The 24,580-nt window shown below is 68.2% G+C and carries 18 protein-coding genes and 2 pseudogenes; 11 read left to right on the top strand and 9 right to left on the bottom strand.

What is annotated here, in order from left to right; genetic code table 11:
- The first annotated feature begins 17 nt into the window (after positions 1–17).
- Positions 18–440, top strand: coding sequence for a hypothetical protein (locus tag LG3211_RS18020; protein ID WP_057944031.1), 423 nt, complete (start codon positions 18–20; stop codon positions 438–440).
- A gap of 8 nt (positions 441–448) precedes the next feature.
- Here LG3211_RS18020 and LG3211_RS18015 read toward each other — a convergent pair whose 3' ends face one another.
- From LG3211_RS18015 to LG3211_RS18005, 3 genes are read right to left on the bottom strand one after another with little or no spacing between them, the layout of a single operon-like run.
- Entirely contained in the window at positions 449–1,579 is a 1,131-nt protein-coding gene (locus LG3211_RS18015) for an ABC transporter substrate-binding protein (RefSeq protein ID WP_057944030.1), read from the bottom strand.
- Positions 1,576–2,964, bottom strand: a complete 1,389-nt coding sequence (locus tag LG3211_RS18010; protein ID WP_057944029.1) for a sensor histidine kinase — start codon at positions 2,962–2,964, stop codon at positions 1,576–1,578. The genes LG3211_RS18015 and LG3211_RS18010 overlap by 4 nt, the downstream gene beginning before the upstream one ends.
- 6 nt (positions 2,965–2,970) lie before the next feature.
- Positions 2,971–3,681: a response regulator transcription factor gene (locus LG3211_RS18005; protein WP_057944028.1), complete on the bottom strand. Its 711-nt coding sequence runs from the start codon at positions 3,679–3,681 to the stop codon at positions 2,971–2,973.
- Between the two features lie 483 nt (positions 3,682–4,164).
- On the opposite strand from LG3211_RS18005, the gene LG3211_RS18000 reads away from it, so the two are divergent.
- From LG3211_RS18000 to LG3211_RS17975, 6 genes are all read left to right on the top strand, one after another.
- On the top strand, positions 4,165–5,163 hold the full coding sequence (locus LG3211_RS18000; RefSeq protein ID WP_222837520.1) for a glycoside hydrolase family 6 protein: 999 nt from the start codon (positions 4,165–4,167) through the stop codon (positions 5,161–5,163).
- Positions 5,164–5,371: 208 nt separating this feature from the next.
- A complete protein-coding gene (locus LG3211_RS17995; protein WP_148648994.1) occupies positions 5,372–5,611 on the top strand; it encodes a hypothetical protein in 240 nt (79 codons plus the stop codon).
- A 241-nt stretch (positions 5,612–5,852) separates the two neighbouring features.
- Positions 5,853–6,371, top strand: a complete 519-nt coding sequence (locus LG3211_RS17990) for a M23 family metallopeptidase (protein ID WP_057944025.1) — start codon at positions 5,853–5,855, stop codon at positions 6,369–6,371.
- 98 nt (positions 6,372–6,469) lie between these two features.
- The gene (locus LG3211_RS17985; RefSeq protein ID WP_057944024.1) at positions 6,470–7,336 is read left to right on the top strand and encodes a PhzF family phenazine biosynthesis protein; all 867 of its coding nucleotides are present in this window, start codon (positions 6,470–6,472) and stop codon (positions 7,334–7,336) included.
- Positions 7,337–7,909: 573 nt separating this feature from the next.
- Positions 7,910–9,364 carry a collagen-like triple helix repeat-containing protein gene (locus LG3211_RS17980; protein WP_083512638.1) on the top strand — a complete coding sequence of 485 codons (1,455 nt, stop codon included), beginning with the start codon at positions 7,910–7,912 and terminating at the stop codon, positions 9,362–9,364.
- 156 nt (positions 9,365–9,520) lie between these two features.
- Complete coding sequence (locus tag LG3211_RS17975) at positions 9,521–11,242, top strand: ShlB/FhaC/HecB family hemolysin secretion/activation protein (RefSeq protein WP_057944022.1); 1,722 nt, start codon at positions 9,521–9,523, stop codon at positions 11,240–11,242.
- 166 nt (positions 11,243–11,408) lie between these two features.
- Here the strand turns inward: LG3211_RS17975 and recQ are convergent, their stop codons facing one another.
- From recQ to LG3211_RS17960, 3 genes are all read right to left on the bottom strand, one after another.
- Positions 11,409–13,226: a DNA helicase RecQ gene (gene recQ, locus LG3211_RS17970; protein ID WP_057944021.1), complete on the bottom strand. Its 1,818-nt coding sequence runs from the start codon at positions 13,224–13,226 to the stop codon at positions 11,409–11,411.
- A 101-nt stretch (positions 13,227–13,327) separates the two neighbouring features.
- Positions 13,328–13,768, bottom strand: a complete 441-nt coding sequence (locus LG3211_RS17965; protein WP_057944020.1) for a nuclear transport factor 2 family protein — start codon at positions 13,766–13,768, stop codon at positions 13,328–13,330.
- Positions 13,765–14,637: a nuclear transport factor 2 family protein gene (locus LG3211_RS17960; protein WP_057944019.1), complete on the bottom strand. Its 873-nt coding sequence runs from the start codon at positions 14,635–14,637 to the stop codon at positions 13,765–13,767. Before LG3211_RS17960 ends, LG3211_RS17965 begins: the two co-directional genes overlap by 4 nt.
- Positions 14,638–14,794: 157 nt before the next feature.
- Between LG3211_RS17960 and LG3211_RS17955 the strand changes: the two genes are divergently transcribed.
- Positions 14,795–15,751 carry a LysR substrate-binding domain-containing protein gene (locus LG3211_RS17955; RefSeq protein ID WP_057944018.1) on the top strand — a complete coding sequence of 319 codons (957 nt, stop codon included), beginning with the start codon at positions 14,795–14,797 and terminating at the stop codon, positions 15,749–15,751.
- A gap of 109 nt (positions 15,752–15,860) precedes the next feature.
- Here LG3211_RS17955 and LG3211_RS17950 read toward each other — a convergent pair whose 3' ends face one another.
- Positions 15,861–16,430, bottom strand: a complete 570-nt coding sequence (locus LG3211_RS17950; RefSeq protein ID WP_057945572.1) for a Dps family protein — start codon at positions 16,428–16,430, stop codon at positions 15,861–15,863.
- Between the two features lie 158 nt (positions 16,431–16,588).
- Here LG3211_RS17950 and hrpA point away from each other — a divergent pair.
- Positions 16,589–18,499 (top strand): annotated as a pseudogene (gene hrpA, locus LG3211_RS27515) (ATP-dependent RNA helicase HrpA); the annotation flags it as partial.
- A gap of 141 nt (positions 18,500–18,640) precedes the next feature.
- Positions 18,641–20,800 (top strand): annotated as a pseudogene (locus LG3211_RS27510) (DUF3418 domain-containing protein); the annotation flags it as partial.
- A gap of 234 nt (positions 20,801–21,034) precedes the next feature.
- Here the strand turns inward: LG3211_RS27510 and LG3211_RS17940 are convergent.
- Positions 21,035–21,514, bottom strand: a complete 480-nt coding sequence (locus LG3211_RS17940) for a hypothetical protein (RefSeq protein ID WP_057944016.1) — start codon at positions 21,512–21,514, stop codon at positions 21,035–21,037.
- Positions 21,515–21,586: 72 nt separating this feature from the next.
- On the bottom strand, positions 21,587–22,111 hold the full coding sequence (locus tag LG3211_RS17935) for a hypothetical protein (protein WP_057944015.1): 525 nt from the start codon (positions 22,109–22,111) through the stop codon (positions 21,587–21,589).
- Between the two features lie 259 nt (positions 22,112–22,370).
- Between LG3211_RS17935 and LG3211_RS17930 the strand changes: the two genes are divergently transcribed.
- Positions 22,371–24,512: a RelA/SpoT family protein gene (locus LG3211_RS17930; protein ID WP_235115074.1), complete on the top strand. Its 2,142-nt coding sequence runs from the start codon at positions 22,371–22,373 to the stop codon at positions 24,510–24,512.
- The last annotated feature ends 68 nt before the right edge of the window (positions 24,513–24,580 follow it).

Here is a 24,580-nt window from a genome sequence, read left to right as displayed (position 1 = left end):
TACAAGGAGCGGGTTTGATGGGGATCGTCGGTTTGGCGCTGTTCGGCGCTTTGTGCGGCTTGGCTTTTCTCAACGTCATGGCGTTGATGGCCAAGAACGGCAGCAATCAGCGCGATCATGTGGAGTTCGATTCGCAGCAGGACGTGTACGCCATCGTCGATGCCTGGGCCGCGAGCAACGGTTACGCGCTCAAGCACAACCAGGGCGATAAGCGCACCTACCAGAAAGGCAGCGGCTTCCTGACCGCGCCGATGTTCCTGGAATTGGACCGCTCGGGGACGAAGTATTCGATCACCAGCTACGTGCGCATCAACGGTTTCATCATCCAGGGCGATGTCGCGCTGGGCGGCGGCGGGTTCATGGTGAAGGTGCCGCGTTCGCTCGCCAAGAAGGCGCAGAACCAGTTGTTCGAGCAGTTGCAGCTCGCGCCGTTGGCGTAAGCGGCGACTCAGCGTGCCGCCGCCGTGGCGGCGCTGTCGGGTGCCAGGTAATTGCGCCATTGCTGCAGGAAGCGCCGCCGCTTCACTTCGTCCAGGTAGACCAGGAAGCCCAGGCCCAGCGGCGTGCGCCGCAGGGTCGTGCTGTTCGGGTCCAGGTCCGGGTAGATGCGCGCCGGCGCGGGCAGGTCGGTGCGCGCCGGAATCAGCTTGGCCTCGCGGGCGAGGATGGCCTGTCCGCGCGCCGACAGCAGGTGATCGAGAAAGCGCTGCGCTTCGGCCGGATTGGGCGCGTCGCGCAGGATCAGCGCGGTGCGCGCGACCAGCAGCAGATGATCGCGCGGTAGCACGATCCGCAGCGGCGCGCCGCGCTCGATGCGCTGCAGGGCGTACGAGCCGAAGACGCCGTAGGCGGCCACCATTTCGCCCGACGAGAGCTGATCGAGCAAGTTGTCCATGCGCTTGAACAGGCGCGCCTGGTTTTCGCCGAGCGAGGTCAGCATGGGGCCGGCGTCGTTGCCGAGCAGCTTGGCTTCCTGCGTGGCGATGAAATACGCCACGGCGCTGTCGCGCGGGTCTTGCAGGGCGATGCGGCCGCGCAGCGGGTGCTCGGATTCGCGCAGCAGTTTTTGCAACTGGCTGCGGGTCCGCGGCGCGCGCTGCGCGTCCAGGTGCGCGGTGTTGTAGACCATCACCACCGGCTCGTAACCGTAGGCGAAGATTTCGTCGCGCCAGCGCGCGGCCGTGGGCAGGGCCTGGTTCTGCGGTGAGCGGTATGGCCGGCTGTAACCGTCGTTGACCAGTTTGATCTGCAGGTCGGTGCTGGCGCTCAGCAGCAGGTCGGGGCGTTCCTGCGCCGCCGCCGAGCGCGCGCTGCGCTGGTAGATGTCCTGCGTGTCCAGATGCGAGTAACGCACCTCGACGCCGGGATGGATGCGCTGATAGTCGAGGATCAGCGCGCGCATCAGGCCGACATTGGACGATCCATGCAAGACCAGCCGGCCTTGCCGGGCGATGGACGGTTCGAACACGGCGATGCGTTCGTTCTGCTTCGGCCGCGCCTGCGCCGGCGCCAGATACACCGCGCCGACCGAAGCGATCAGGAACAGCGCCATCGTCGCGATCAGCCGCAGCAGTTTCATGCCGCGTCCTTGGGCAGGTGCAGGCGCACGCTCAGACCGCCGAGCCGCGACGGCGCCAGCACGACGCGGCCGCCGTGGCTCTCGACCACGCGCTTGACGATCGCCAGTCCCAATCCCGCGCCCTGCGCCGAAGCGTTTTCGCCGCGGCCGAAGCGCTCGAACGCGCGCTCGCAATCCTCCGCGCTCATGCCGGGGCCGGCGTCGCTGACGCTGAGCGCAAGCCCGCAGTCATCCTGCTCTAGCAGCACCTGCACCGGCGATTCGGCGCCGGCGCCGTGCTTGATCGCGTTGTCGATCAGGTTCTTGATCGCCTCGCGCAGCATCAGCGCGTCGCCGTGCAGCGCGGTGTCGCCGGCCTTGCATTCGAAACTCACCCGCGGCCGCGGTTCGGCCTGCGGCACCGATTCGTGCAGGGCCTGGCGGGCGATGGTTTCCAGGTTCAAGGGCTTGAAGTTGTGCAGTTCGGCGCGATGGGTCACGTTGGCGTGGCTGAGCAACTGGTTGAGCAGGCGGCTGAGCTTGCCGGAGTGGCGCTCGATCGCGTACAGGCCCTGCCGCCATTGCTGCGGATTGTTCTGGTGCAGCGACAACTGCGCCTGCGCGCGCAGCGAAGCCAGCGGATTGCGCATCTGATGCGCGGCTTCGGCGATGTAGGTGCGCAACACGTCGATGTTGGTGGAAAGCCGCGACATGAAGTGGTTTTGCGCCGCCACCACGTGCGACAGCTCGGTCGGCACCGCGCGGGTGATCGGGCGCAGGTCGAACGGCGTGCGCACGCTGAAATCCTGTTCGATCCGCGCCAGCGGTTGCAATGCGCGATCGATCGCGAACCACGCTAGCAGCAAAATCGCCACGGTGAATATCGCGATCCAGCCGGTGACATGCCAGACGATGTCCTTCGCGACTTCATCGCGCGCGCGCCGGGTCTGGCCGATCTGCACCAGCGCCGCTTCCGGTCCGTCGGCGCTGCTGGCGGCGCGGCGCAATACGGCGAAGCGAACGGCTTCGCCGCGGTACTGCGCATCGAAGAAGCTCGCGTGATCGCTCGCCGCCGATGGCGGCCGCGGCAAGTCGTCGTAACCGGTCAGGGTGCGTCCGCCGGCGAGAAACACCCGGTAGAACGCGCGGTCGTCCGGCGCCGCCGACAGCAGTTCCAGCGCGGCGCAGGGGATGTTCGCCTCCCACTGTCCATCGACCAGGGTGATGCTGTCGGCGATGGTCAGCGCCGAGGCGTTGAGCAAGCGGTCGTAGGACAAATCCGCGGCGCGCCGGCCGTACTGGCTGGCGCCGAAGAACAACAGCAGCATGCCGACCAGCGACAACAGGCCGATCGACAGCAGCAGAGTGCGCCGAATCGAAGGGCGCGTGTGTTCGGGCTCGGTCATGCGCGCTCAGTCGTGGGCGACGCCGGCCGACGCGGCCAGGATCGATTCGCCGCGGATGGTCTCGGCCAGATAACCCGAGCCGCGCACGGTGACGATGCGCAGGAACTGCTGCGGCAGTTTCTTGCGCAGCCGCGCGATGTAAAGCTCGACCGTGTTCGAGCCGGCTTCTTCGCTCAGCGCGAACAAGCGATTGGTGATTTCGCTCTTGCTGACCACCTGGCCGAGCCGGCCGACCAGGATTTCCAGCAGGCTGTATTCGCGATTGGGCAGGTCGATGGTGCGGTCCTCGAACTTCACCCGGCGCGCGGCGTTGTCCATCACCAGCGGGCCGATGCGCACCAGGCTCGAGGTCTGGGCCTGACGGCGGCGGGTGAGGGCGCGGCAGCGCGCGCTGAGTTCGCGGAAGTCGAAGGGCTTGCCGATGTAGTCGTCGGCGCCGACATCGAGCGCGCTGATGCGGTCTTCGATGTCGGAACGCTCGGTCAGCATCAGCACCGGCGTGGCGTCGCCGCGGCGGCGCAGTTCGGCGAGCAGGCTCAGGCCGTCCATGCGCGGCAGGCCGATGTCGAGCAGGATCAGATCGTAGCGTTCGTGTTCGAGAAAACGGCAGGCGTTGAGGCCGTCGGATTCGTGATCGACGGCGTTGCCGGTGCGGCGCAGATGCTGCACCACGGCCTGGGCCAGGTCGAGATTGTCTTCGATCAAGAAAATACGCATTGAAACTCCTGGATGACCTGGATAGCCGTGCGCCTTGCGCGAACGGCGCATGCCAGGTGAGAAGGGGATTCGACAGGCCGATCTCGCGCCTGATGCGCTGCGGCCTGAGTCGTTGCCGCAACTGCGACAGGTCGGCGACAGCCTATCTGCTTAGACTGAACGCGTGCTCTGGAGGGAGTGTTCGGTTGCGCTTGATCGTTGTGGTTCGGGCCGGCCGATAGTTGATGGACGCATGCTCCGGGGAAGGGAGCATGCGTCCACGACTAACACGACGAATTTTCACTGTCGATGATTGCCGCGACCAATATCCGAAAGTGTGAGGAATTTAAAAGTGCAATGCCGGCGGCGCGGTCATTTTGTCGGGTACGGGCACTTGCGAACAAAGTAGAGCTGATGGCTGTAGCAACAAAAACTAGGTATCGCGCGAAACGAACGCATCGCCGCCGACCACTACCCGTCAATGCGTCACTTGCAGGAGGAGACATGCGTCAAACAAACAAGGCCGCGGCATCGATGGCCCGGAATCATTCGCGCAATCGCGTCGCCCCGGCGACCTTGCTGCTGGCCGTGGCCGCCGTGTTCGGCAGCGGCTGCGCGACCGCGGCGAACCAGAGCAGCGGTTTCTATGTCGATCCCGATTCCAATCCGGCGGTGTGGGTGCGCGATCATGCCTCCGACTCGCGCGCGAGCACGATCAAGACTTCGATTGCGACCAAGCCGATGGCGCGCTGGTTCGGCAACTGGAGCGGCAACATCGGCAGCGCGGTGTCGCGTTTCGTCGAGGCCGCGCGCGCCGCCGACAAGCTGCCGATCCTGGTCGCGTACAACATCACCAGCCGCGATTGCGGCAGCCATTCCGAAGGCGGCGCGGGCAGCGCCGAGGCTTATCGCGCCTGGATTTCCAGTTTCGCCTCCGGCATCGGCAATACCCGCGCCGTGGTGGTGATCGAGCCCGATGCCCTGGCTCAGTTGAAAGACTGCCTGAGCGAGGCCAAGCAGACCGAACGGCTCGGCTTGCTGAGCTACGCCGCGCGCGAGTTCAAGCTGCGCGCGCCCAATGCGATGGTCTATCACGACGGCGGCAACGCCGGCTGGATCGCCGCGGACGAAATGGCGCGGCGTCTGAACTCGGCCGGCCTCGGCGAGATCCGCGGCTTCGCCTTGAACGTGTCGAACTACAAGACCACCGCCGATTCCAATGCCTACGGCGCATCGGTCAAGGCGCAGTTGAAGAGCCAGTTCGGCTACGAGAAACCGTTCGTGGTCGATACCAGCCGCAACGGCAACGGTTCCAACGGCGAGTGGTGCAATCCGGCCGGACGCAAGCTCGGCGTGGTCTCGCGCACCGCCACCAGCGGCGCGGAGATGTTGCTGTGGGTGAAGGTGCCGGGCGATTCCGACGGCCCCTGCGGCATCGCGCCGAACACGCCGGCCGGCACGTTCTCGCCGGATATCGCCACGCGCCTGATCGACGGGCGCTGATGTGGCCGGCGTTGTGCTGATCGCATAGCGCCCGGGCCGGGCCGCGGACGACTCGCGGCCCGGCGCTGTCGCGGCGCGCGCTATCGCGCGGCCGTGTTCTGTTTCGATTCGATCCGCCGCGTCCGTCGCGGCGGCCGGGGACGCTTGCGCTCGGATTCTGGCATTCGGTGTCGCCGGTACGGTCGTGGTCTTGTTCTGGAGTGGTCGTATGTCTTCGTTACCGCATCGCCGCGCCGCGCGGCGCCGGCTGCGCTTTGTCTGGATGCTGGCGCTGTATGCGGCGTTCGTCACCAGCGTGGCGTTGTCGGCCGATCGCGCGGCGTTTCTGGCGCAGGTGCAGGCGCTGTCGGACGGCGGCCCGCCGGCGGTCGCACCAAAGCGAGGCGAGGCGGTGATCACTCAAACGGCGGTCGCTGTGCCGCTGACTCGAAACGCCGAGGCACGCTGATGTTTTCGCGCGACGGCGCAAGGTTGCGACCTTCGTGCCGGCGCCGTGGTTTCTCCGCCACGCACTCACGGGCCCTATGCCCCCTCGGGCCCGACCGACCGCGCTCTTCTTCGGCGGACGTGCGGTTGGCGGAGCGTTGCGGTGCGGTCTCCACTCGTGGATGGAGACCGCTCCGCAGCGGTTTATTCGCGGCGGCGCACTGGCGCCGCCGTCCATCCCATGTTCTTTCGAGGAAGTTCGCATGCCGGGTTTTTCCGTTCGTCTCGCCGTCGCATTGAGCGCCGCGCTCGCATTGCCGTCCGCGTTCGCCGCCGCGCCGAAATTCCAGATGCCGTTTCCGTGCAAGCAGGTCTGGCACGGCAATACCCGCGAAAACCACAGCCCGAAGCTGGCGGTGGACTTGAGCCGCAGCAACGGCGCGGGCGACAAAGTCGTGGCCGCGGCCAAGGGCCGGGTCAGCAAGGTGCGCAATCTGGGCAACACCAGTTACGGCAAGTACGTGGTGATCGATCACGGCGGCGGCTGGAGCACGCTGTACGCGCATCTGAATTCGTATTCGGTCAAGGTCGGCGACAACCTCGCCCTGGGCCAGGGCATCGGCACGGTCGGCAACACCGGCACCTCGTTCGGCGCGCACCTGCACCATGAGCAGTTGCTCAACGGCGCCTTGCAGAAGATCAAGTTCAACGGCGCGCAGATCCATTACTTCGACGGCCGCGACAAGTACACCGACTACAAGAGCGCGAACTCCTGCCCATGACCGTCGCGTTGGCCGCGGCCGGCTCAAGCCGCCGCGGCCCGAGTCAACAGGCCTAAAGCCACATCGCCGCGGCCTGCCGCGGCCGTTACGATCGGGGCATGAGCCTGCGACGTTATCTGCAACTGGATGTGTTCGCCCACCGCATCGGCGCCGGCAATCCGCTGGCGGTGGTGTTCGACGCGCAAGGCATGGACACGGCGGCGATGCAGTCCTTCGCCGCGTGGATGCATCTGCCGGAAACCATCTTCCTGCTGCCGCCGCAGGCCGGCGCGGATTACCGCGTGCGCATCTTCACGCCGCGCCAGGAACTGGCCTTCGCCGGACATCCGAGCATCGGCGCGGCCTGGGCGGTGCTGGATGCGCGGCGGGTCGCGGCCGACCGCGTCGAGTTGATCCAGCAATGCGACGCAGGCCTGCTGCCGGTGAAGCTCGCGCACGACGCCGGCCAGGTTCGCGTCAGCATCCGCACGCCGCGCGCTCGTGCGTGCGCGGTCGATGCCGCGCACGGCGCACGCATCGATGCCGCGCTGGCCGGTGCGGCGCGCGGCGCATTGGCGCCGGCGTTGTGGGACAACGGCCCGCGCTGGTGGCTGGCCGAGCTGGCCGACGCGGCCGCCGTGCGCGGTCTGCACCCGGATCTGGCCGCCATCGCCGCGCTCAGCGGCGAGGATTCGCTCGGCCTGGCGGTGTTCGCGCGCAGCGACGAGACCGGCCATGCCTGGGTGGTGCGGGCGTTCTGTCCGGGCGACGGCATCGCCGAGGACCCGGTCACCGGCAGCGCCAACGCGGCGATCGCCTCGGCCTTGCTCGCCGCCGGTCGGGTCGCGCGCGGCGATGCGTACAGCGTCAGCCAGGGGCGCGAGGTCGGCCGCGATGGCTATATCGAGTTGCGGATCGACGAGGACGGCGAGGTCTGGATCGGCGGCCGGGTGCAGGCGGTGATCCGCGGCACGGTGGAGTGGTGAGCGCTCCGATTACGCACATCTAAATTGCGTAATCGCTTCGCGTAAATTTGCGTGATTTACGTAGTTCATCACACTTCGCCGCACCGGCAGTCTGTGCGGCCGTTCCGGTTTCCTGCGGCGCAGGCCTCTGTATTTAAGGCATCGTTCGAGTGCCTGTCGGTGCCCATTAATCCCGAAAGTCAGATATCCGGCCGCCCTCTATGGTCGAGTCGATCACACTTTACGGTGGTAGTTTGCGTGAGCGACCCGAGGCCGCCCGGTCCTGTCCGCACCTCGCCGCAGGGCGGTTGACCGCTGTGCCCGGCGGCCCGCGTTCCGGCACGCCGCCGTGAATGAAAATCACGCTTTCTCACGGAAAATGCCGGCTATCGGAAATCTCCGCCGGTCCAATCGGATCGTGCCGTTTCATCACGTGTCCTTAACACTAATCAGGTGCAGCCTGTTCACGGTGCACACGAAATGACACCTCGAATGTGTGTTACCGGCGCTCGACCGGTGTCGCCCCCGCGAACGCAGGCGTAGCGATTAACCCCTAGGGCACGAAGCTGCCCAGAGCTGCATTCGGAGGACGTGATGGATACTCACAGCATTCGTAAGGCCCTTTCCTACAGCCTGCTCGCGGCGTGCATCTTGACGATCACGGTATCCACGACCGGCTGCTCGGGGTCGGGCGGGGTCAAATCCAATTTCAATCCCAATCCGGGCGGTCCCGGCGGCCCCGGTGAGCCCGGCGGTCCCGGCGGCCCGGGCGATCCGGGCGGTCCCGGTGGCCCCGGCGGCCCAGGCAATCCCGGTGGTCCGGGTGGCCCCGGCAATCCGGGCGGTCCCGGTGGTCCGGGCAATCCCGGCGGTCCTGGCGGTCCCGGCAACCCGGGTGGTCCGGGCGGCCCCGGCGGCACCAGCCTCCCCGGTAATCCGGTCGGTTCGATCGTCACCGTCGCGGGCAATCTGTTGACCGGCATCGGCACGGGCGTCAGCACGCTCGGCGCGCAGATTCCGAACCAGTCGCTGCTCGGCGGCAGCAATCCTACGACTCAGGGTCTGGCCACGGTCATCGACGACCTGGGCAAGACCATCAGCGGGCTCGGCACCTCCACCAGCAGCGGTCTGGGCCAGATCGGCAATATCAGCGATCCGCTCGGCACCACCGTCGGCGGCGTCGATAACCTCGTGGTCAACGTAGGCACCACCGTCGATGACCTGGGCAAGACCGTCGCCACGGTCGGCGCCTTCCAGGGCTCGCCGATCCAGCCGCTCACCAGCACGGCCGGCGGACTGGTTTCCGGCGTCGGCACCGGCGTGAAGACGGTCGGGACCAAGCTCGGCGGTGTGCTCGAAGGTACGCAGAGCCAGCAGCTGACCGGCGCGTTGAGCCAGGTGCTCACGCCGATCGCGGGCCTGGGTCAGGCCAACGGCGGCACGACCGGCGGCAGCGGCGGCGGCAATCTGGTCGCCAACCTGTCGCGCGGCGCGGGCGGCGTGGTCGGCGGCGTGGCTTCGGCCGGCAATACCCTCGGCGCGGCCATCGGCGGCGCACCGGTACCGGGCGGCGCGACCAATCTGGTCGGCGGCGCGGTGCAGGGCGTCAGCGGCAATCTCGGCACGGTCGGCGCGGGTATCACCGCGGGGCTGGGCAATGCCGGCACGATCGCCAACCCGGTCGGGGTGACCGTGGCCGGCGCGACCACCGGCGTGGCCGGACTCGGCGGCACAGTCGTCGCGGTCGGCACCGGTCTGTCCACCACCGGCGCGACTACGCCGTTGGGGCCGGTCACCAGCCTGGTCGGCGGCGCGGTCGCCGGCGTGGGCGGTGGCATCAATCAGGTAGGCACTACAGCGACGGCGGCCGTGAACGGTCCGCTGCAGCCGGTTACCCAGGGGCTGAGCACGGTCGTCAACGGCGTGGCCGGGGCGACCGGGCTCAACAACACCAACGGTGGCCTGCTCGGCGGCGTGATCGGCAGCACGGACAGCGGCAAGGGGGGCTTGCTCGGTACCGGCCTGCTCGGCAAGGGCGACAAGCCGTAAGCGGTGTGTGACACAGCGCGCGGGAACGGTACGGTGCCGTTCCCGTCGCGCCATAACGACATAGAGTGAAAGCAGGACTTGCGGATGCGCGTTCGGCCCAGGGCGGGCGCGCATCCTCATTGGCAGTCGTTGCAGCCATCGCTAAAGGGGTACCGCATGGGTACAGGGCTTTGGGGGAAGCGCTATCCACTCGCGCTGGCGGTCACCGCGCTGTTGCAGGCGAGCATGCCGGCGTATTCCCAGACCGCCCCGCCGCGATTGCCGAGCACCGGCAATCCGCTGCAGACCCTGCCGCAAGCGCCGCTGCCCAAGGCCGAACCCAAGGTCAGCACGACCGTCGCGCCGCAGCAGAATCCGGAAATGGCCGCGTTGCTGGCGCTGCAGCTCACGCCGGCGAAGTTCGAGGTGTCCGGAGTCAAGTCGGTGCCGTTCGATCAGGTCACCGCCCTGTTCGCGCCGCTGGCCGGCAAACAGATCACCGTCGGCGATCTGCTCACCACCGCCGCGGCCTGCACCAAGTTGTATCGCGACCGCGGTTACGCGCTGTCGTTCTGTTATGTCCCCACGCAGGATTTCGCCGACGGCACGGTGCGCGTGGTGGCGGTGGAAGGTTATGTCGCGAAGGTGAACATCAGCGGCAAGGTCGGCAATCTGGAACGCAAGTTGCGCGCGATCGCGCAGCACATCGTCGATGACCGGCCGCTGCGCCAGAGCACCTTCGAACGCTATTCGCAGATCCTGGGCTTCCTGCCCGGGGCCAAGCTCAACATCAACGTGCCCGCGCCGACCACCACGGACGGGGCGACCTCGCTCGACCTGAGCGTGGGCAGCAAGCGTTACGACGCGACCTGGGCGCTGGAGTTCAATCATCCCGGCACCCAGGGTCTGGTCACATTGAATCTCAACGCACTGACCTCGCTGGCCGAGCAATGGAGCCTGGCGGCGCTGTATCCGGACGGGCGCGGCGACGAGCGCTTCTACAGCGCCGGGTATTCGCAGTTGTTCGGCAGCGACGGCTGGATCGGGCGCGCCGAAGGTTCGCGCTATCGCGGCGTGCCGGTCACCAATACGCCGCTGCCGGAGTTTCTCGATCACCGCATCGAGCAGGACCGGGTGGCGATCAGTGCGCGCTATCCGCTGCGGCTGAGCAACGAGCGCTCGCTGTTCGTGTCGGCGGGCGTTTACGCGGCCGATCAGTCCGATCGCTACTTCAACACCATCAACGGCGCCAGCCTGGAGCAGCGCTCCAAGACCCGGGTAGTGCAGGGCACGCTGGACTACACCCGCGCCAAGAAGGATCGCGCGCGTCAGGTCAGCTTCGCGATCGCGCGCGGCCTCGACGCCTGGGGCGCGTCGGCGGACACCCTGACCAATCTGAGCGGGGTGAATCTGGCCGCGGCCAGCGACGTGTCGTTCACCAAATACAGCCTGGGCTATGCGCAGACGCGCACGTGGAAGGAGCAGCGCTACGCCGCGGTGCTGCGCGCGAGCGGGCAGTACACCCGCCAGCGCCTGCCCTCGTCGGAGCAGATCAGTTTCGGCGGCGCGCGGTTCGGTCTGGCTTACGATCCTGGCGAGACTTCAGGCGACAAGGGGTGGGGCGCCGGCCTGGAATTCAGCCGCAATTTCCGTCCGCAGAAGCGATGGCTCAAGGCGGTGTCGCCTTACGTGGTGGCGCAACACGCGCAGGTGTCGCTGACCGACGGCCGCCGTCCGCAGCCCGACAAGCTGGGTTCGCTCGGCGTCGGCGTGCGGCTGTCGGACAACAAGCACTACAGTCTCGATTTCGCCTACGCCAAACCCACCGCGGACCTGCCGTTGGAAAGGGACAGTCGCAAGCCACGCTGGAATCTGAATTTTTCGTATCAGTTGCCGTGAGCACGGGCGAGGCCGGAAGCGAAGCACAGTCTTGGGGGTAGGAGCGGCTCAAGCCGCGACCACGAAACTTCGCATGCATTGCAACTGCGATGTTCGCGGCCGCGGCGTGTGACCGAAGGAAATCCCCGCGGGACGCCGCTGCTACATGTTCGCGCCGGTCGCGGCCTCAGGCCTGATCGAGTAAGTGCTGCAGCACCGCCTCGCCGTAGCGGTCGAGCTTGCTCGCGCCGATGCCGGGGATGCGCGCGAGTTCGTCCAGGTCGTCCGGCGCGTGTTCGGCGATCGCGCGCAGGGTGCTGTCGTGGAAGATCACGTAGGCCGGGACGTTCTGCTCGCGCGCGGTGATCGAGCGCCATTCGCGCAGGGCGTTGAAGCGGATCAGCGATTCGGGATCCAGGTCGATCATCGGCGCCGCGCTGGCGCCGCCGCGCGCCTTGCGCGTGCTGGCGCGCGCGGCCTTCGGCGCTTCGGTGCGGAAACGCAGGGCGCGCTCGCCGCGCAGCACCGGGGCGCTGTCGGCGGTCAGGCGCAAGGCGCCGTGGCGTTCGATGTCGGCTTCCAGCAGGCCGGCGGCGACCAACTGGCGGAACACGCTGCTCCACTGCTTGGCATCCAGGTCGCTGCCGATGCCGAAGGTGCTCAGTTCCTCGTGGCCGAAGCGGGTGACCTTTTCGGTCGCCGCGCCGCGCAGCACGTCGATGACGTGGCCGGCGCCGAAGCGCTGGCCGGTGCGGTACACGCACGACAGCGCCTTGCGCGCGGCGGTGGTGCCGTCCCAACTCTGCGGCGGCTCCATGCAGTTGTCGCAGTTGCCGCAATCGCCCGGGTGCGGTTCGCCGAACCACCCGAGCAGACTCTTGCGCCGGCACTCGGTGGACTCGCAGAACCCCAGCAAGGAATCCAGCTTGCGCAGCTCCAGCCGCTTGCGTTCTTCGCCGGCTTCGCCTTGCTGGATGAGTTGGCGCAGATTGACCACATCGCCCAGGCCGTAGCAGAGCCAGGCTTCGGCCGGTTCGCCGTCGCGGCCGGCGCGGCCGGTCTCTTGGTAATAGCCTTCGATCGATTTGGGCAGGTCGATATGGGCGACGAAGCGCACGTCGGGTTTGTCGATGCCCATGCCGAAGGCGATGGTCGCGACCATGACCACGCCGTCTTCCTGCAGGAACCGGCGTTGGTTGCCGGCGCGCACGCTGGCTTCGATGCCGGCGTGATACGGCAGCGCCTTGATCCCGGCGGCGACCAGTTGCTCGGCCACCGACTCCACCCGCTTGCGCGAGAACGCATAGACGATGCCGCTCTCGTCGCGATGCGCGGCGAGGAAATCCAGCAGCTGGCGGGTGCCGTTGTCCTTGTGCACGACGCGGTAGCGCACGTTGGGACGGTCGAAGGAGCTGACGAAGCGGCGCGCGTCTTCCAGGGTCAGCCGTTCGGCGATCTCGCGCTGGGTCGGCGCGTCGGCGGTGGCGGTCAGGGCGATGCGCGGGATGTCGGGCCAGCGCTCGTGCAGGATGGTGAGTTCGCGGTATTCGGGACGGAAGTCGTGGCCCCATTGCGAGACGCAGTGGGCTTCGTCGATGGCGAACAGGGCGATCTTGGCGCGGTCGAGCAGGTTCAGGCAGCGCCCGGTGAGCAGGCGCTCGGGCGCGACGTAGAGCAGGTCGAGTTCGCCGGCGAGCAACTGGCGCTCGACTTCGGCGGCGGCGTCCGCGCTCAGGGTGGAGTTGAGATACGCCGCGCGCACGCCGAGCTGGCGCATCGCCTCGACCTGGTCCTGCATCAGCGCGATCAGCGGCGAGACCACCAGGCCGCAGCCTTCGCGCACCAGCGAGGGGATCTGATAGCACAGCGATTTGCCGCCGCCGGTCGGCATCAGCACCAGGGCGTCGCCGCCGTCGATCACGTGCTGGACGATCTGCGCCTGTTCGCCGCGGAACGCGGTATGGCCGAAGACGCGGTGAAGGATTTCTAGAGCGGGGGAGGGCATGGGCCTAGTTTACCCGTGCCGGTCCTTCGGTCGGTCGGGAATGGCCGCGGCTTTGGGTAGGGGCTTGGAGATCGGTGGGTCGGATCGCCGCGCCCCAGCCCTCAGCGCGAGCGCCGCTTCACATGCCACACATTGCAGATCTTGCGATCGCGCACCTGATACACCGTGAGCTCATCGGCGACCTTGCCGTCGGCGCCGCCGCTGACCCTTTCGCGGCTCATGACGATGTCGTCCACCGCCTGCATCTGCACGATGTCCACCCGCACATGCGGCCGCTTGGCGAACGCGCCGCGGTAGAAGCGGGCGCGCTCGCCGGCGTTGGCGCCGGCGATGGAGGCGCCGACCAGCCCTTCGTCGTCGCGGTCGCGCCGGTAGGTGCGCGCGTCATGGCTGGCCAGGGCCAGGAACGCTTCGACATCGTCGTCGTTCCAGGCCTGCACGTAGCGGCGCACCACCGCTTCCTGCGCGCTCTCGGCCTGCGCCAGCGCCAGCCACGACACCGCCAGCAGGACGGCGATCAGCCACCAGCGCCAGTGTTTCATCGCCCGGTCCCGGCGACGGCGGCGCCGCTCACCAGCCGCTGCAGCGGCCACAGATCGCGCACCAGGCCATCGCGCACGCGCAGGATCGACACCAGTTCCTTCACTTCGCCGGGCTTGGCGGTGTCGGTGATGCGCTCGTGCATGGCGACCAGATCGCCGACCGCGAACGCGGCCAGGGTCTGCACTTGCAGGCCGTCGCCCTTGGCGTACAGCGCGCGGTAGACACGATCGCGGCTGGGGGCATCGACGATGTTCTTCGACGGTTCCTCGGCCAGGCGATCGGGGTCTTCGGACATGCGGTTATGCCGCGAATCGGGAGCGAACAAGGCCAGGAAACCGTCGGCGTCGGCGCGGTTGCTGGTCTGCACCAGTGCGTGCATGGTCGCCAGCGCGGCGGCGCTTTGGCCGCGGTTGTCGTCGCTTTCGCGGACCACGTGCCACAGGTCCTGGATCAGGCCGTCGCGCACGCGGTAGACCACCATCATCACGGTCGGCTCGCTCTGGCCCGGCACGTCGATGCGCACCTTCCCGACCAGCAGTTCGCCCAGCGCGATCGATTCGGTCTGCTGGATCTTCGGCGTGACCGGCTCGGCCATCGCCTTGGCGAACCAGGCGCGCAGCTTGTCGGCGCCGTGCATCTGCTCCAGGCGCGGGCCGGCCAGACGGCGAGGGTCCTTGGGCAGGCCGAAGATCTGCGCCTGCGGTGCGTACAAGGCGAGGAAGGTTTCCAGATCGTTGTCGTTGAGGGCGCGCAGGTCGGCCTGGACCACCGCCGCGGGCGTGGCCGCGGCGTCGGCGAGGGCCGGGATGGGGCAGGACAACAACGACAGCGCCGCGAGGGCGAGCGTCAGCAGGGTTCGGCGCGGCATGGGGGAACTCCGGGGGGAATGGCCTAGGCAGGCTTTGGTCTGGGCGGGTTCGCGCCGTTTCGGTCGGTGCGGGCTATGCTTTGCTTCCAGCGAATCCTAGGAATCCCGGGTCGCGCCGGACAAGCCGAAAATCGCCGCCAATCCATAAGTTGAATTTATGACTGGACCGACCCTGCCCCCGCTCAGCGCGATCCGCGCCTTCGAAGCCGCCGCGCGCCTGGGCAGCTTCACCCGCGCCGCGGAAGAGCTGGACATGACCCAGGCCGCGGTCAGCTACCAGATCAAGCGCCTGGAGCAGCGCCTGGGCCTGGTGCTGTTCCAGCGTCTGGCGCGCAAGGTCGTGCTGACCCGCGACGGCGAGCGTCTGGCGCCGGCGGTGCTCGATGCCTTCCAAGGCCTGCGCGGCGCGTTCGCGCAAAGCCGCGAGCGTTCGCAGAGCGAACTGGCGATCACCGCGTTGCCGACCATCGGCGCGAACTGGCTGGTGCCGCGCCTGGGCGGCTTCCAGCTGGCGCAACCGCGATTGGCGGTGCGCCTGGACACCAGCGTGCCCTTGATCGATCTGGCCCAGGGCGAGTTCGACCTGAGCCTGCGCAACGGCGGCGGCCAGTGGCCGGGCATGAGCGCGCACTTCCTGCTGCCGGGCTTGTTCACGCCGCTGTGCAGTCCGGCGCTGATCGCCAGCGGCGCCTTGCGCACGCCGGCGGATCTGCTGGGACTGGCGCGGATCGGCCGCGAACGCTGGTGGCGGCAATGGCTGCACGCGGCCGGCGTGGCCACGGGCGAGGCGCCGCTGGTCTCGGCGATCGATCTGGGTGTGGAGCAGTACGAGGTCACCGCCGCGCTGGCCGGGCAGGGCGTGGCGATCACCTCGCCGCTGTTTTTCCGCGCCGAACTGGCGTCGGGGCGGCTGGTGCAGCCGTTCGAATTGATCGTGCGCGACAGCCGCGACTACTGGCTGGCCTATCCGGAGGTGCGGCGCGGCAGCGCCAAGATCTGCGCGTTCCGCGATTGGGTCCTGGCGCAGGCGCGGCAGGATCTGGAGACATGGCGCGCCGAATGCGAGCGCGCCGGCGCGCCGTTGCCGTCGCTGGCGCAAGCCGCGCCGGCCTGAGCGCCGCGGCGGGACTTACGAAAAATCCCTCCGCCGTTGCCGGCGAAGGGGTCGGATCGAGCAAGCCGGCGCCACGCTCAGCGCATAGCCGGCCGAACTGCGCGGGCGATCACTGCAACAGCGAACGCAGCATCCACGCATACTTCTCGTGGGTCTGCAGACGCTGGGTCAGCAGGTCTTCGGTCGGCGCGTCATCGACGTCGTCGGCCTGGTCGAGTACCTTGCGCGCGGTGCGGCACACCGCTTCGTTGCCCACCACCAGCTGGCGAACCATTTCGTGCCAGTCGGCGGCGTCGGTCAGGCCCGGTTCTTCCGGAATCGAGGTCAGACGCACGAATTCGGCATAGGAACCCGGCGCATTGAAGCCCAGCGCGCGGATGCGCTCGGCGATCTCGTCCAGCGCGGTCCACTGCTCGGTGTACTGGGTCTCGAACATGACGTGCAGGCTGTTGAACATCGGCCCGGTCACGTTCCAATGGAAGTTGTGGGTCTTCAGGTACAGGGTGTAGCTGTCGGCCAGGAAGCGCGACAGACCTTCGGCGATCTTCTTGCGATCGGCGGTCGAGATCCCGATATCGATCGAGGGCGCGCCGTCGCCGGCGGCAGGCGATGCGGCCGGATTGACCGGCGCCTTGGACTTGCCGGGTTTGGTCTTGACGGGCTTGGTGGACTTGGCCATGGGCGACTCCTTCTCCATTGCGGGGGTTCTGTGGATTTGAAGCTGGGATCTTGAGCTGGTGCCGGAGCGGTTTTTCCGGAACTTGCGGCGACAATAGGCGCTGTCGCCAAAGATGTGAAATGGTTTGTTCCTAGCGCTGCGATGCAAACGATCTATCGATGAATACCAGCCATACCCAACAGTCTAATCACGCCGACGCGAGCGCTGCGTTACGGCAGGCGCGGCGCGCCATCGACGGCGCGCTCAGCCGCGATCGCGGCCGCCTGCACGGCCTGTGGTCGCGCTGGAGCGGCAAGCCCGGCGACGACAAGGCGCAGGCCGCGTTCGCGCAGGCATTGGCCGCTTCCGTCGCGCAGCGCGAAGCGCGCGCGAAGTCGCTGCCGCGCGCGCCGGTGGACCCGGCTTTGCCGATCGCGGCCGAAGGCGATCGCATCGTCGAATTGATCCGCAAGCATCCGGTGGTGGTGATCGCGGGCGAAACCGGTTCCGGCAAGACCACCCAGTTGCCGAAGCTGTGCCTAGCCGCCGGCCGCGGCGCCGCCGGCATGATCGGCTGCACCCAGCCGCGCCGCATCGCCGCGCGCGCGGTGGCGCGGCGCGTGGCGGAGGAGCTCAACACCCAGATCGGCGAAACCGTCGGCTACCAGGTGCGTTTCAACGACAACGTCGGCGAGCGCACCGCGGTGAAGTTCATGACCGACGGCATCTTGCTGGCGGAAATCCAGTCCGACCGCTGGCTGTCGGCCTACGACACCATCCTGATCGACGAGGCGCACGAGCGCAGCCTCAACATCGACTTCCTGTTGGGCTATCTGAAGCAGTTGCTGAAGAAGCGGCCCGACCTGAAGGTCATCGTGACCTCGGCGACCATCGACACCGACCGCTTCGCCGCGCATTTCGACAATGCGCCGGTGGTCAACGTGGAAGGGCGCGGGTATCCGGTCAGCGTGCGTTATCGGCCTTTGGACGAGACGGAAACCGGGAATCGGGAGTCGGCAACCGTTGAAGCGGACTCGCGGCGTCCGGGCCGTCCGAATCCCGAATCCCGAACCCCGAATGCCGCGATCTCGACCAACGACGGCATTGTCGCGGCCTGCGACGAAATCACCCGCGAAGACCCGCGCGGCGACGTGCTGATCTTCCTGTCCGGCGAGCGCGAGATCCGCGACGCGCACCAGGCGCTGGAGCGGCGCAAATACCGCGAGACCGAAGTGCTGCCGCTGTACGCGCGGCTGTCGGTGCGCGACCAGGACCGGGTGTTCAATCCCGGCCCCAAGCGCCGCATCGTGCTGGCGACCAACGTCGCCGAAACCTCGCTGACCGTGCCGCGCATCCGCTACGTGGTCGATCCGGGCCTGGCGCGGGTCAAGCGTTACAGCCCGCGCGGCAAGCTCGACCGCCTGCACATCGAACCGATCAGCCAGGCCAGCGCCGACCAGCGCAAGGGCCGCTGCGGCCGCATCAGCGAAGGCACCTGCTACCGCTTGTACAGCGAAGCGGATTTCGAATCGCGCGCGCGCTACACCGATCCGGAAATCCGTCGCGCCGCGCTGGCCGGGGTGATCCTGCGCATGCTCTCGCTGGGCCTGGGGCATATCGAGGACTTCCCGTTCCTGGAGCCGCCCGACAGCCGCGCCGTCGCCGACGGCTGGCAGCAGTTGGCCGAACTGGGCGCGGTGGACGAAGGCAGGAAACTCACCGCGATCGGCCGGACCATGGCGCGCCTGCCGGTGGACGTGAAGCTCGCGCGCATGCTGGTCGCGGCCAACGACCACGGCTGCCTGCGCGAGATGATCGCCATCGCCGCGTTCCTGGGCATCCAGGACCCGCGCGAACGCCCGGCCGACCAGCGCGGCGCGGCCGACGCCGCGCATGCGCTGTTCGCCGATCCGCGTTCGGAATTCGTCGGCATCCTGAATTTGTGGGACGGCTACCAGAACGCCCACGAGGAGCTGACTCAGTCCAAGCTGCGCGCCTGGTGCGAGAAGCATTTCCTCGGCTTCCTGCGCATGCGCGAGTGGCGTGAGCTGCATCGGCAGTTGAAGTTGCTGTGCGATGAGCTCGGTTGGGCGAGCCACCGCGTCAGCGAGCCACCGGCTCGCGCGGTGGCGAGCGCCCGGCCACGGATGGCCGGGCCGGACGGTCCGGAGGCGAAAGTGTCGCGCCAGGGACGGCAGCCGCAGTCGTCGCTCGAAGACGGCCGCGACGGCTACGCGACCTTGCACCGCGCCCTGATCGCCGGCCTGCCGACCCAGATCGGTTTCCGCGCCGACAAGGGCTTCTACGACGGCCCGCGCGGGCGCAAGTTCCAGTTGTTCCCGGGCTCGCCGCTGGCCAAAAAGCCGCCGCCGTGGGTGCTGTCGGCGACCTTGCTCGACACCGAGCGGGTGTGGTCGATGACCAACGCCAACATCGAGCCGGACTGGGCGATCCAGGAACTGCCGCATCTGCTGGCGCGGCGTCATCACGATCCGCGCTGGGCGCGTTCGCAAGGCCGCGTGGTCGGCAGCGAGCAGATCAGCCTGTTCGGGCTGGTGCTGGCGCCGAAGCGGCCGATCCATTACGGCGCGCTGTATCCGGAAGAGAGCCGCATCATCTTCGTCCGCGACGCGCTGGTGACCGGCGAGATCAACACCCGCGCCGCGTTCTTGCCGCGCAATCTCGCCACCCTGGCCAAGGCGCACGAAGAAGAAGCCAAGCAGCGCCGCGCCGGGCTGGTGGTGGATGAGGAATGGATGGCGCAGTGGTACCTGGACCGCTTGCCGGCGCAGGTGCACAACGCGCAGGCGCTGGACGCCTGGTACAACAAGTTGCCGGCCGACGAGAAGGCCAGGCTGGAGTGGTCCGGCGACGATCTGATGATCGGCGGCGAAAGCGAGGCCGCGCGCTTCCCGCCATATCTGCAACTGGGCAACGCGCGGCTGGCGGTGAGTTACCGCTTCGAGCCGGGCGCGCCGGACGACGGCATGACCCTGGCGGTGCCGCTGCATCTGCTCAACGCGCTCGATCCGGCGCAGCTGTCGTGGCTGGCGCCGGGCTTCGTCGCCGACAAGGCCGCTGCCTTGATCAAGTCGTTGCCGAAAACGCTGCGGCGCAACTTCGTGCCGGCGCCGGATTTCGCCAAGGCCTTCTTCGAGGCCTATTCAACTTCCGAGGGCGACGATCTGGTCGGCACGCTGGCGCGCTTCCTGCGCAAGCTCGGCGGCACCGAGGTCGCGCCGACGGATTTCGATGCGGCGTCGATCGAGCCGCATCTGCGCATGAATCTGCGCTTGCTCGATGCGCCGCAAGGCAAGGGCAAGCAGGGCGAGGCGGTGGTGCTGGCCGAGTCGCGCGACCTGGACGAACTGCGCGCGCGCTTCGGCGAACGCGCCGCGCGCGCCTTCGCCGCGCAGGCCGCCGACGGCCTGGGCCAGCGCGGCCTGACGACGTTCCCGGAGCAGCCGATCCCGATGTCGGTGCCCGGCGCGGCCGGCGTGCCGGCATTCCCGGCCTTGCACGACGACGGCGAGACCGTGTCGCTGCGCGTGCACGCCGAGCGCGAGGCCGCGTTGCGCGCGCATCCGCGCGGCGTGCGCAGGCTGCTGACGATCGCGATGGCGGAGAAGCTCAAGCAATCGCGCAAGCAATTGCCGATCCAGGCCAAGACCGGCCTGCTGTACGCGGCGATCGAATCGGCCGCGCCGCGCAAGGAGCGCGTGTCGCCGACCCGCGCGGCGCAGATCGCCGCCTTGCAGACCGGCGCGGGGAAGAACGTCGCCGCGCACGACCGCCCGCGCGACAGCGACCGCCTGCGCGAGGATCTGGTCGATGGCGCCCTGCAATCGTTGCTGGGCGACGATGCCGAGCTGGTCGCGGTGCGCGATCCGGCCGCGTTCGAACTGCGCCGCGATACCGTCGCGCGCAAGCTGTTTCCCGAGGCGATGGAGCGCTTGCGCCAGGCCGAGGCGATCCTCAGCGCGGTCGCGGAAGTGCGCGCGCGCCTGGAATCGCCGCTGATGGGCTGGGCCAGCGGCAATCTCGACGACATGCGCGCGCAACTGGCGCGGCTGACCCCGCCGGGCTTCCTGCGCGATGTCGCCACCGTGGCGCTGGCCGAGTACCCGCGTTACCTCAAGGCCTTGTCGGTGCGCAGCGAACGCGCGCTGCGCGATCCGGTGCGCGACCAGGCGCGGATGCTGGAGATCAAACCCTTCGTCGATGCGCTGGACGCGGCCAACGCGGCCGGCGAGGACGACAGCGAAGGCTGGCAAGCCTTGCGCTGGGATATCGAGGAACTGCGGGTGTCGTTGTTCGCGCAGGAACTGGGCGTGCGCGGCGGGGTGTCGCCGAAGAAGCTGGCGCAGCGGTTGGCCGGCTTGCGCGATTGATGCCCGTGCTGCGTCGCGGCCGTCGCTGTGGCCCCACGAAGTCTCTGTGGGAGGGGCTTCAGCCCCGATGCTTTCGGCTCAGATCGCTGCAGAACCTATGAGCAAACAAGCTTCATCGCCCCGGATAGGAAAACATCGGGGCTGAAGCCCTCCTGCAGAGACCTTGGGCAGAAACAACGAAGGCGGCCAAGGCCGCCTTCGTTCGATCCGATCGCCGGGCACGCAGCCCGCACCTCAATCCAACCGCTTGACCTTGGCCTTCGGCGTCTGCCCTTCGGCTTCCAGGTACCAGCCGCCCATCAGGCCGGGACGGATGGTGATCTTCGGCGCCGGCACCGACTTGCCGAGGAACAGCGAGCCTTCCACCACGCGCCAGCGCTGGCCGTTTTCCAAGGTCAGCACGGTACCGCTGGACCAGCCGCGGAACTCGCCCTTCAAAGTGCTGGTCACCGGTTCCACGTCGCCGCGATCGAGCAGGCCCTTGCGCTCGGTGCGCACCTGCTTGACCGCTTCGGTGACCGCGACGTTCTGGTCTTGCGACAGCAACTCGTTCAAGGCCTGCAACTGCTGCGCCGACAGCGTGTCCAGGCCGGTGGCCTTGAGCTGTTCGGCGGTGAAGCGCTGTTCGACCGGCACGTAGGGACGCTCGGCGCCGAAGGCGGCGGGGGCGATCGCGAACAGCACGGCAACGGTCAACGAAGACAGCACACGCATGACGAACTCCGAAGCGGGATGTGCAAGCGGTTGAGGCCCGCGCGCGAAGCCGCGCGCGGGAACAGGGAGGGGTTACTTGACGCGGCTGACCTTGGCGCGGGTGTTGTAGCCCTGCACCGACAGGTACCAGGCGTTGCCGATGATGCTCGGGGTGATGCGCACCTGCGGCGATTCCAGCGTGCGCACGCCCGGCAGGTCGGCGTTGTCTTCCTGGCGCCATTCCTGGCCGTTATCGAGCACGTAGGTCTGGCCGCGGTTGAAACCGGTGAAGCTGCCGTTGAGGCGTGCGACGACCGGCTCCTTGGATGCGCCGACCGACAGGAAGCCGGTGCGCTCGTGCTTGGACTCTTCCTTGGCCTTGACCGCGGCCTTGCTGGTCTCGGCATCGACGGTATGGTTGAGCCAGGCGTTCAGGTTGCTCAGTTCGGTGTCGCTGAGCTTGGTCAGGCCGGCGTTCTTGAACTGCTCGGCGCTCATTTGCTGTTCGATTTTCTGTTGCGCCATCGCGGCCGGCGCGGCCAGGGCGGCGGCGAGGCAGGCGGCCAGCGCGAAGGCGGTGGGCAGGCGGCGCAACGCGGTAGGGGGAATCGCGGACATTCGTGCTGTTCCTCGGGGCGGTTGCTCGCTAGTGTAGACGTTAGCCGCGCCCGCTTCGATGTATCGCGCGCGCCGCGTCGCCGCAGTGCGGTCGCCGTTGCGGCCGCCCGCATCCGCGGGCGCCGCGTTCCCCATTCACCGCCACCGTTCCGCCCGCCGCCCCACCCGCACGCTCCCCAACGAACAGGCTCCGCCAGCACACCGACCCTTCGCAGTGAACGCTTCCCCCGCCGAGTCTCATTCGCCCCTGTCCGACGTGCTGGCGCTGCCCGCGGCGGCGGCCCTGTCCGCGCCCTTGCGCAAGGCGCTGAGCGCGGCCGCGCTCAAGCCCGAGGCCGGCGCCGGCGCGCTGGATTCGCCGGCGGTGGTCGCCGCGACCATGGATGCGCTGGCCTTGCTCGACGCCGACAGCGACACCGTCGCCGCGGCGATCCTGCATGTCTATCCAGGCTGGGCCGCGGCCTTGGGCCCGGGCCTGGAGCGCGAACATCCGGTGGTCGCCGCCCTGCTCGACGGCCAGCGCGCCGCCGGCCAAGTCTGGGCGCTGCATGCCGAACAAAGCCGGCGCTCGGGCACCGAGGGCCTGCGCCGGCTGTTGCTGGCGATCGTGCGCGACCTGCGCGTGGTGCCGATCCTGCTGGCGCGCCAGCTCGCGCGCATGCGCCACGCCGACGCCCTGGCGCCGGAGACGCGGCGCGAGCTGGCGGCGTTGACCCGCGACATCCACGCGCCGCTGGCCAACCGCCTGGGCATCTGGCAGCTCAAGTGGGAACTCGAAGACCTGGCGTTCCGCTATCTGGAACCGCAGACCTATCAGAAGATCGCCCGCCTGCTGGACGAAAAGCGCGGCGATCGCGAGCGCTACATCGAGCAGGTCAAGCGCACCCTGCGCGAAGCCATGGTCGCGCAGGGCCTCAAGGCCGAAGTCGCCGGCAGGCCCAAGCACATCTACAGCATCTGGAAGAAGATGCAGCGCAAGGACGCGCCGATCAGCGAGCTGTACGACCTGCGCGCGGTGCGGGTGATGGTGGACGACGTGGGCGCGTGCTACGCCGCGCTCGGCGTGGTCCACGCCACCTGGACACCGATCCCGAGCGAGTTCGACGACTACATCGCCCGGCCCAAGCGCAACGACTACCGCTCGCTGCACACCGCCGTGGTCGGGCCGGAAGGCAAGACCCTGGAAGTGCAGATCCGCACCCACGAGATGCATCGCCAGGCCGAGCTCGGCGTGGCCGCGCACTGGAAATACAAGGAAGTCGGCAGCCACAGCGCCGATGCCGCGTTCGACCGCAAGATCGCCTGGATGCGGCGCCTGCTCGACGCCAAGAGCGAAGGCGGCCAGGGCGGCGACGAGGCGCTGGCCAGCGAGCTGGATACCGAGCTGGTCGAAGACCGGGTCTATGTGCTCACGCCCAAGGGCGAGGTGATCGATCTGCCGGCCGGCGCCACGCCGCTGGATTTCGCTTATCACGTGCACACCGAAGTCGGTCATCGCTGCCGCGGCGCCAAGATCGACGGCCGCATCGTGCCGCTGGATCACAAGCTGCGCACCGGCGACCGGGTGGAAATCCTGACCGCCAAGACCGGCGAACCGCGCCGCGACTGGCTGGTGGCCTCGAACGGTTTCCTGGCCAGCAACCGCTCGCGCGAGAAGGTGCGCAACTGGTTCCACAAGCTCGACCGCTCGCGCAACGAAACCGCCGGACGCGAGTTGCTGGACAAGGAACTGCGCCGGCTCGGTGTGCTCGGCGCCGATCTGGCGCCGGCGCGCGAACGCTTCAATCTGGCCAGCGACGGCGATCTGTACGTGCAGGTCGCGCTCGGCGACATCGGCCCGCACCAGATCGGCCGGGTCCTGCTGGAGCACGAACGGGCGATGTCGGCGCCGCCGCCGGCGCCCGCCTCGGGTTCAACCACCACCATTCCGCCGGCGCCGCGCAAGGTGCCGGGCAAGTCCACCGATTTCACCGTCGAAGGCGTGGGCAACCTGCTGGTGCAGCTGGCGCGCTGCTGCCAGCCGCTGCCGGGCGAGCCGATCGTCGGTTACCTCACCCGCGGCCGCGGCGTCAGCGTGCATCGTCCCGGCTGCGGCGCGTTCGAGCGCCTGGCCGCCGCCCAGCCGCAGCGGGTGCTGCCGGTGGAGTGGGGGCGCAAGGGCTCGGGCTACGAGGTCGATATCGAAGTCCTGGCCCTGGACCGCAAGTGGCTGCTCAAGGAAGTCACCAACGTGATCGCCCAGGGCAACGCGCACGTGATCAGCATCCGCAGCGATGTCGAGCGCAACGGCGCGCAGGTGCGGCTGCGGCTGCGCTTGCGGGTGGGCGATTACGGGCAGTTGTCGAGCCTGCTCGGCAAGCTGTCGTCGCTGCCAGGGGTGGAGTACGCGCAGCGCAGTTGAGGTGAGGTGTTGCGCGGCGGCGGGCCGAAAAGCGTCGGGGCTGAAGGCCCCTCCCACAAAATACTTCG

The sequence above is a fragment of the Lysobacter gummosus genome, from assembly GCF_001442805.1.
Classification (GTDB): Bacteria; Pseudomonadota; Gammaproteobacteria; order Xanthomonadales; family Xanthomonadaceae; genus Lysobacter; species Lysobacter gummosus.
Note: the sequence above shows the minus strand (reverse complement) of the source record. Positions and strands in the feature narration are given on the sequence as shown.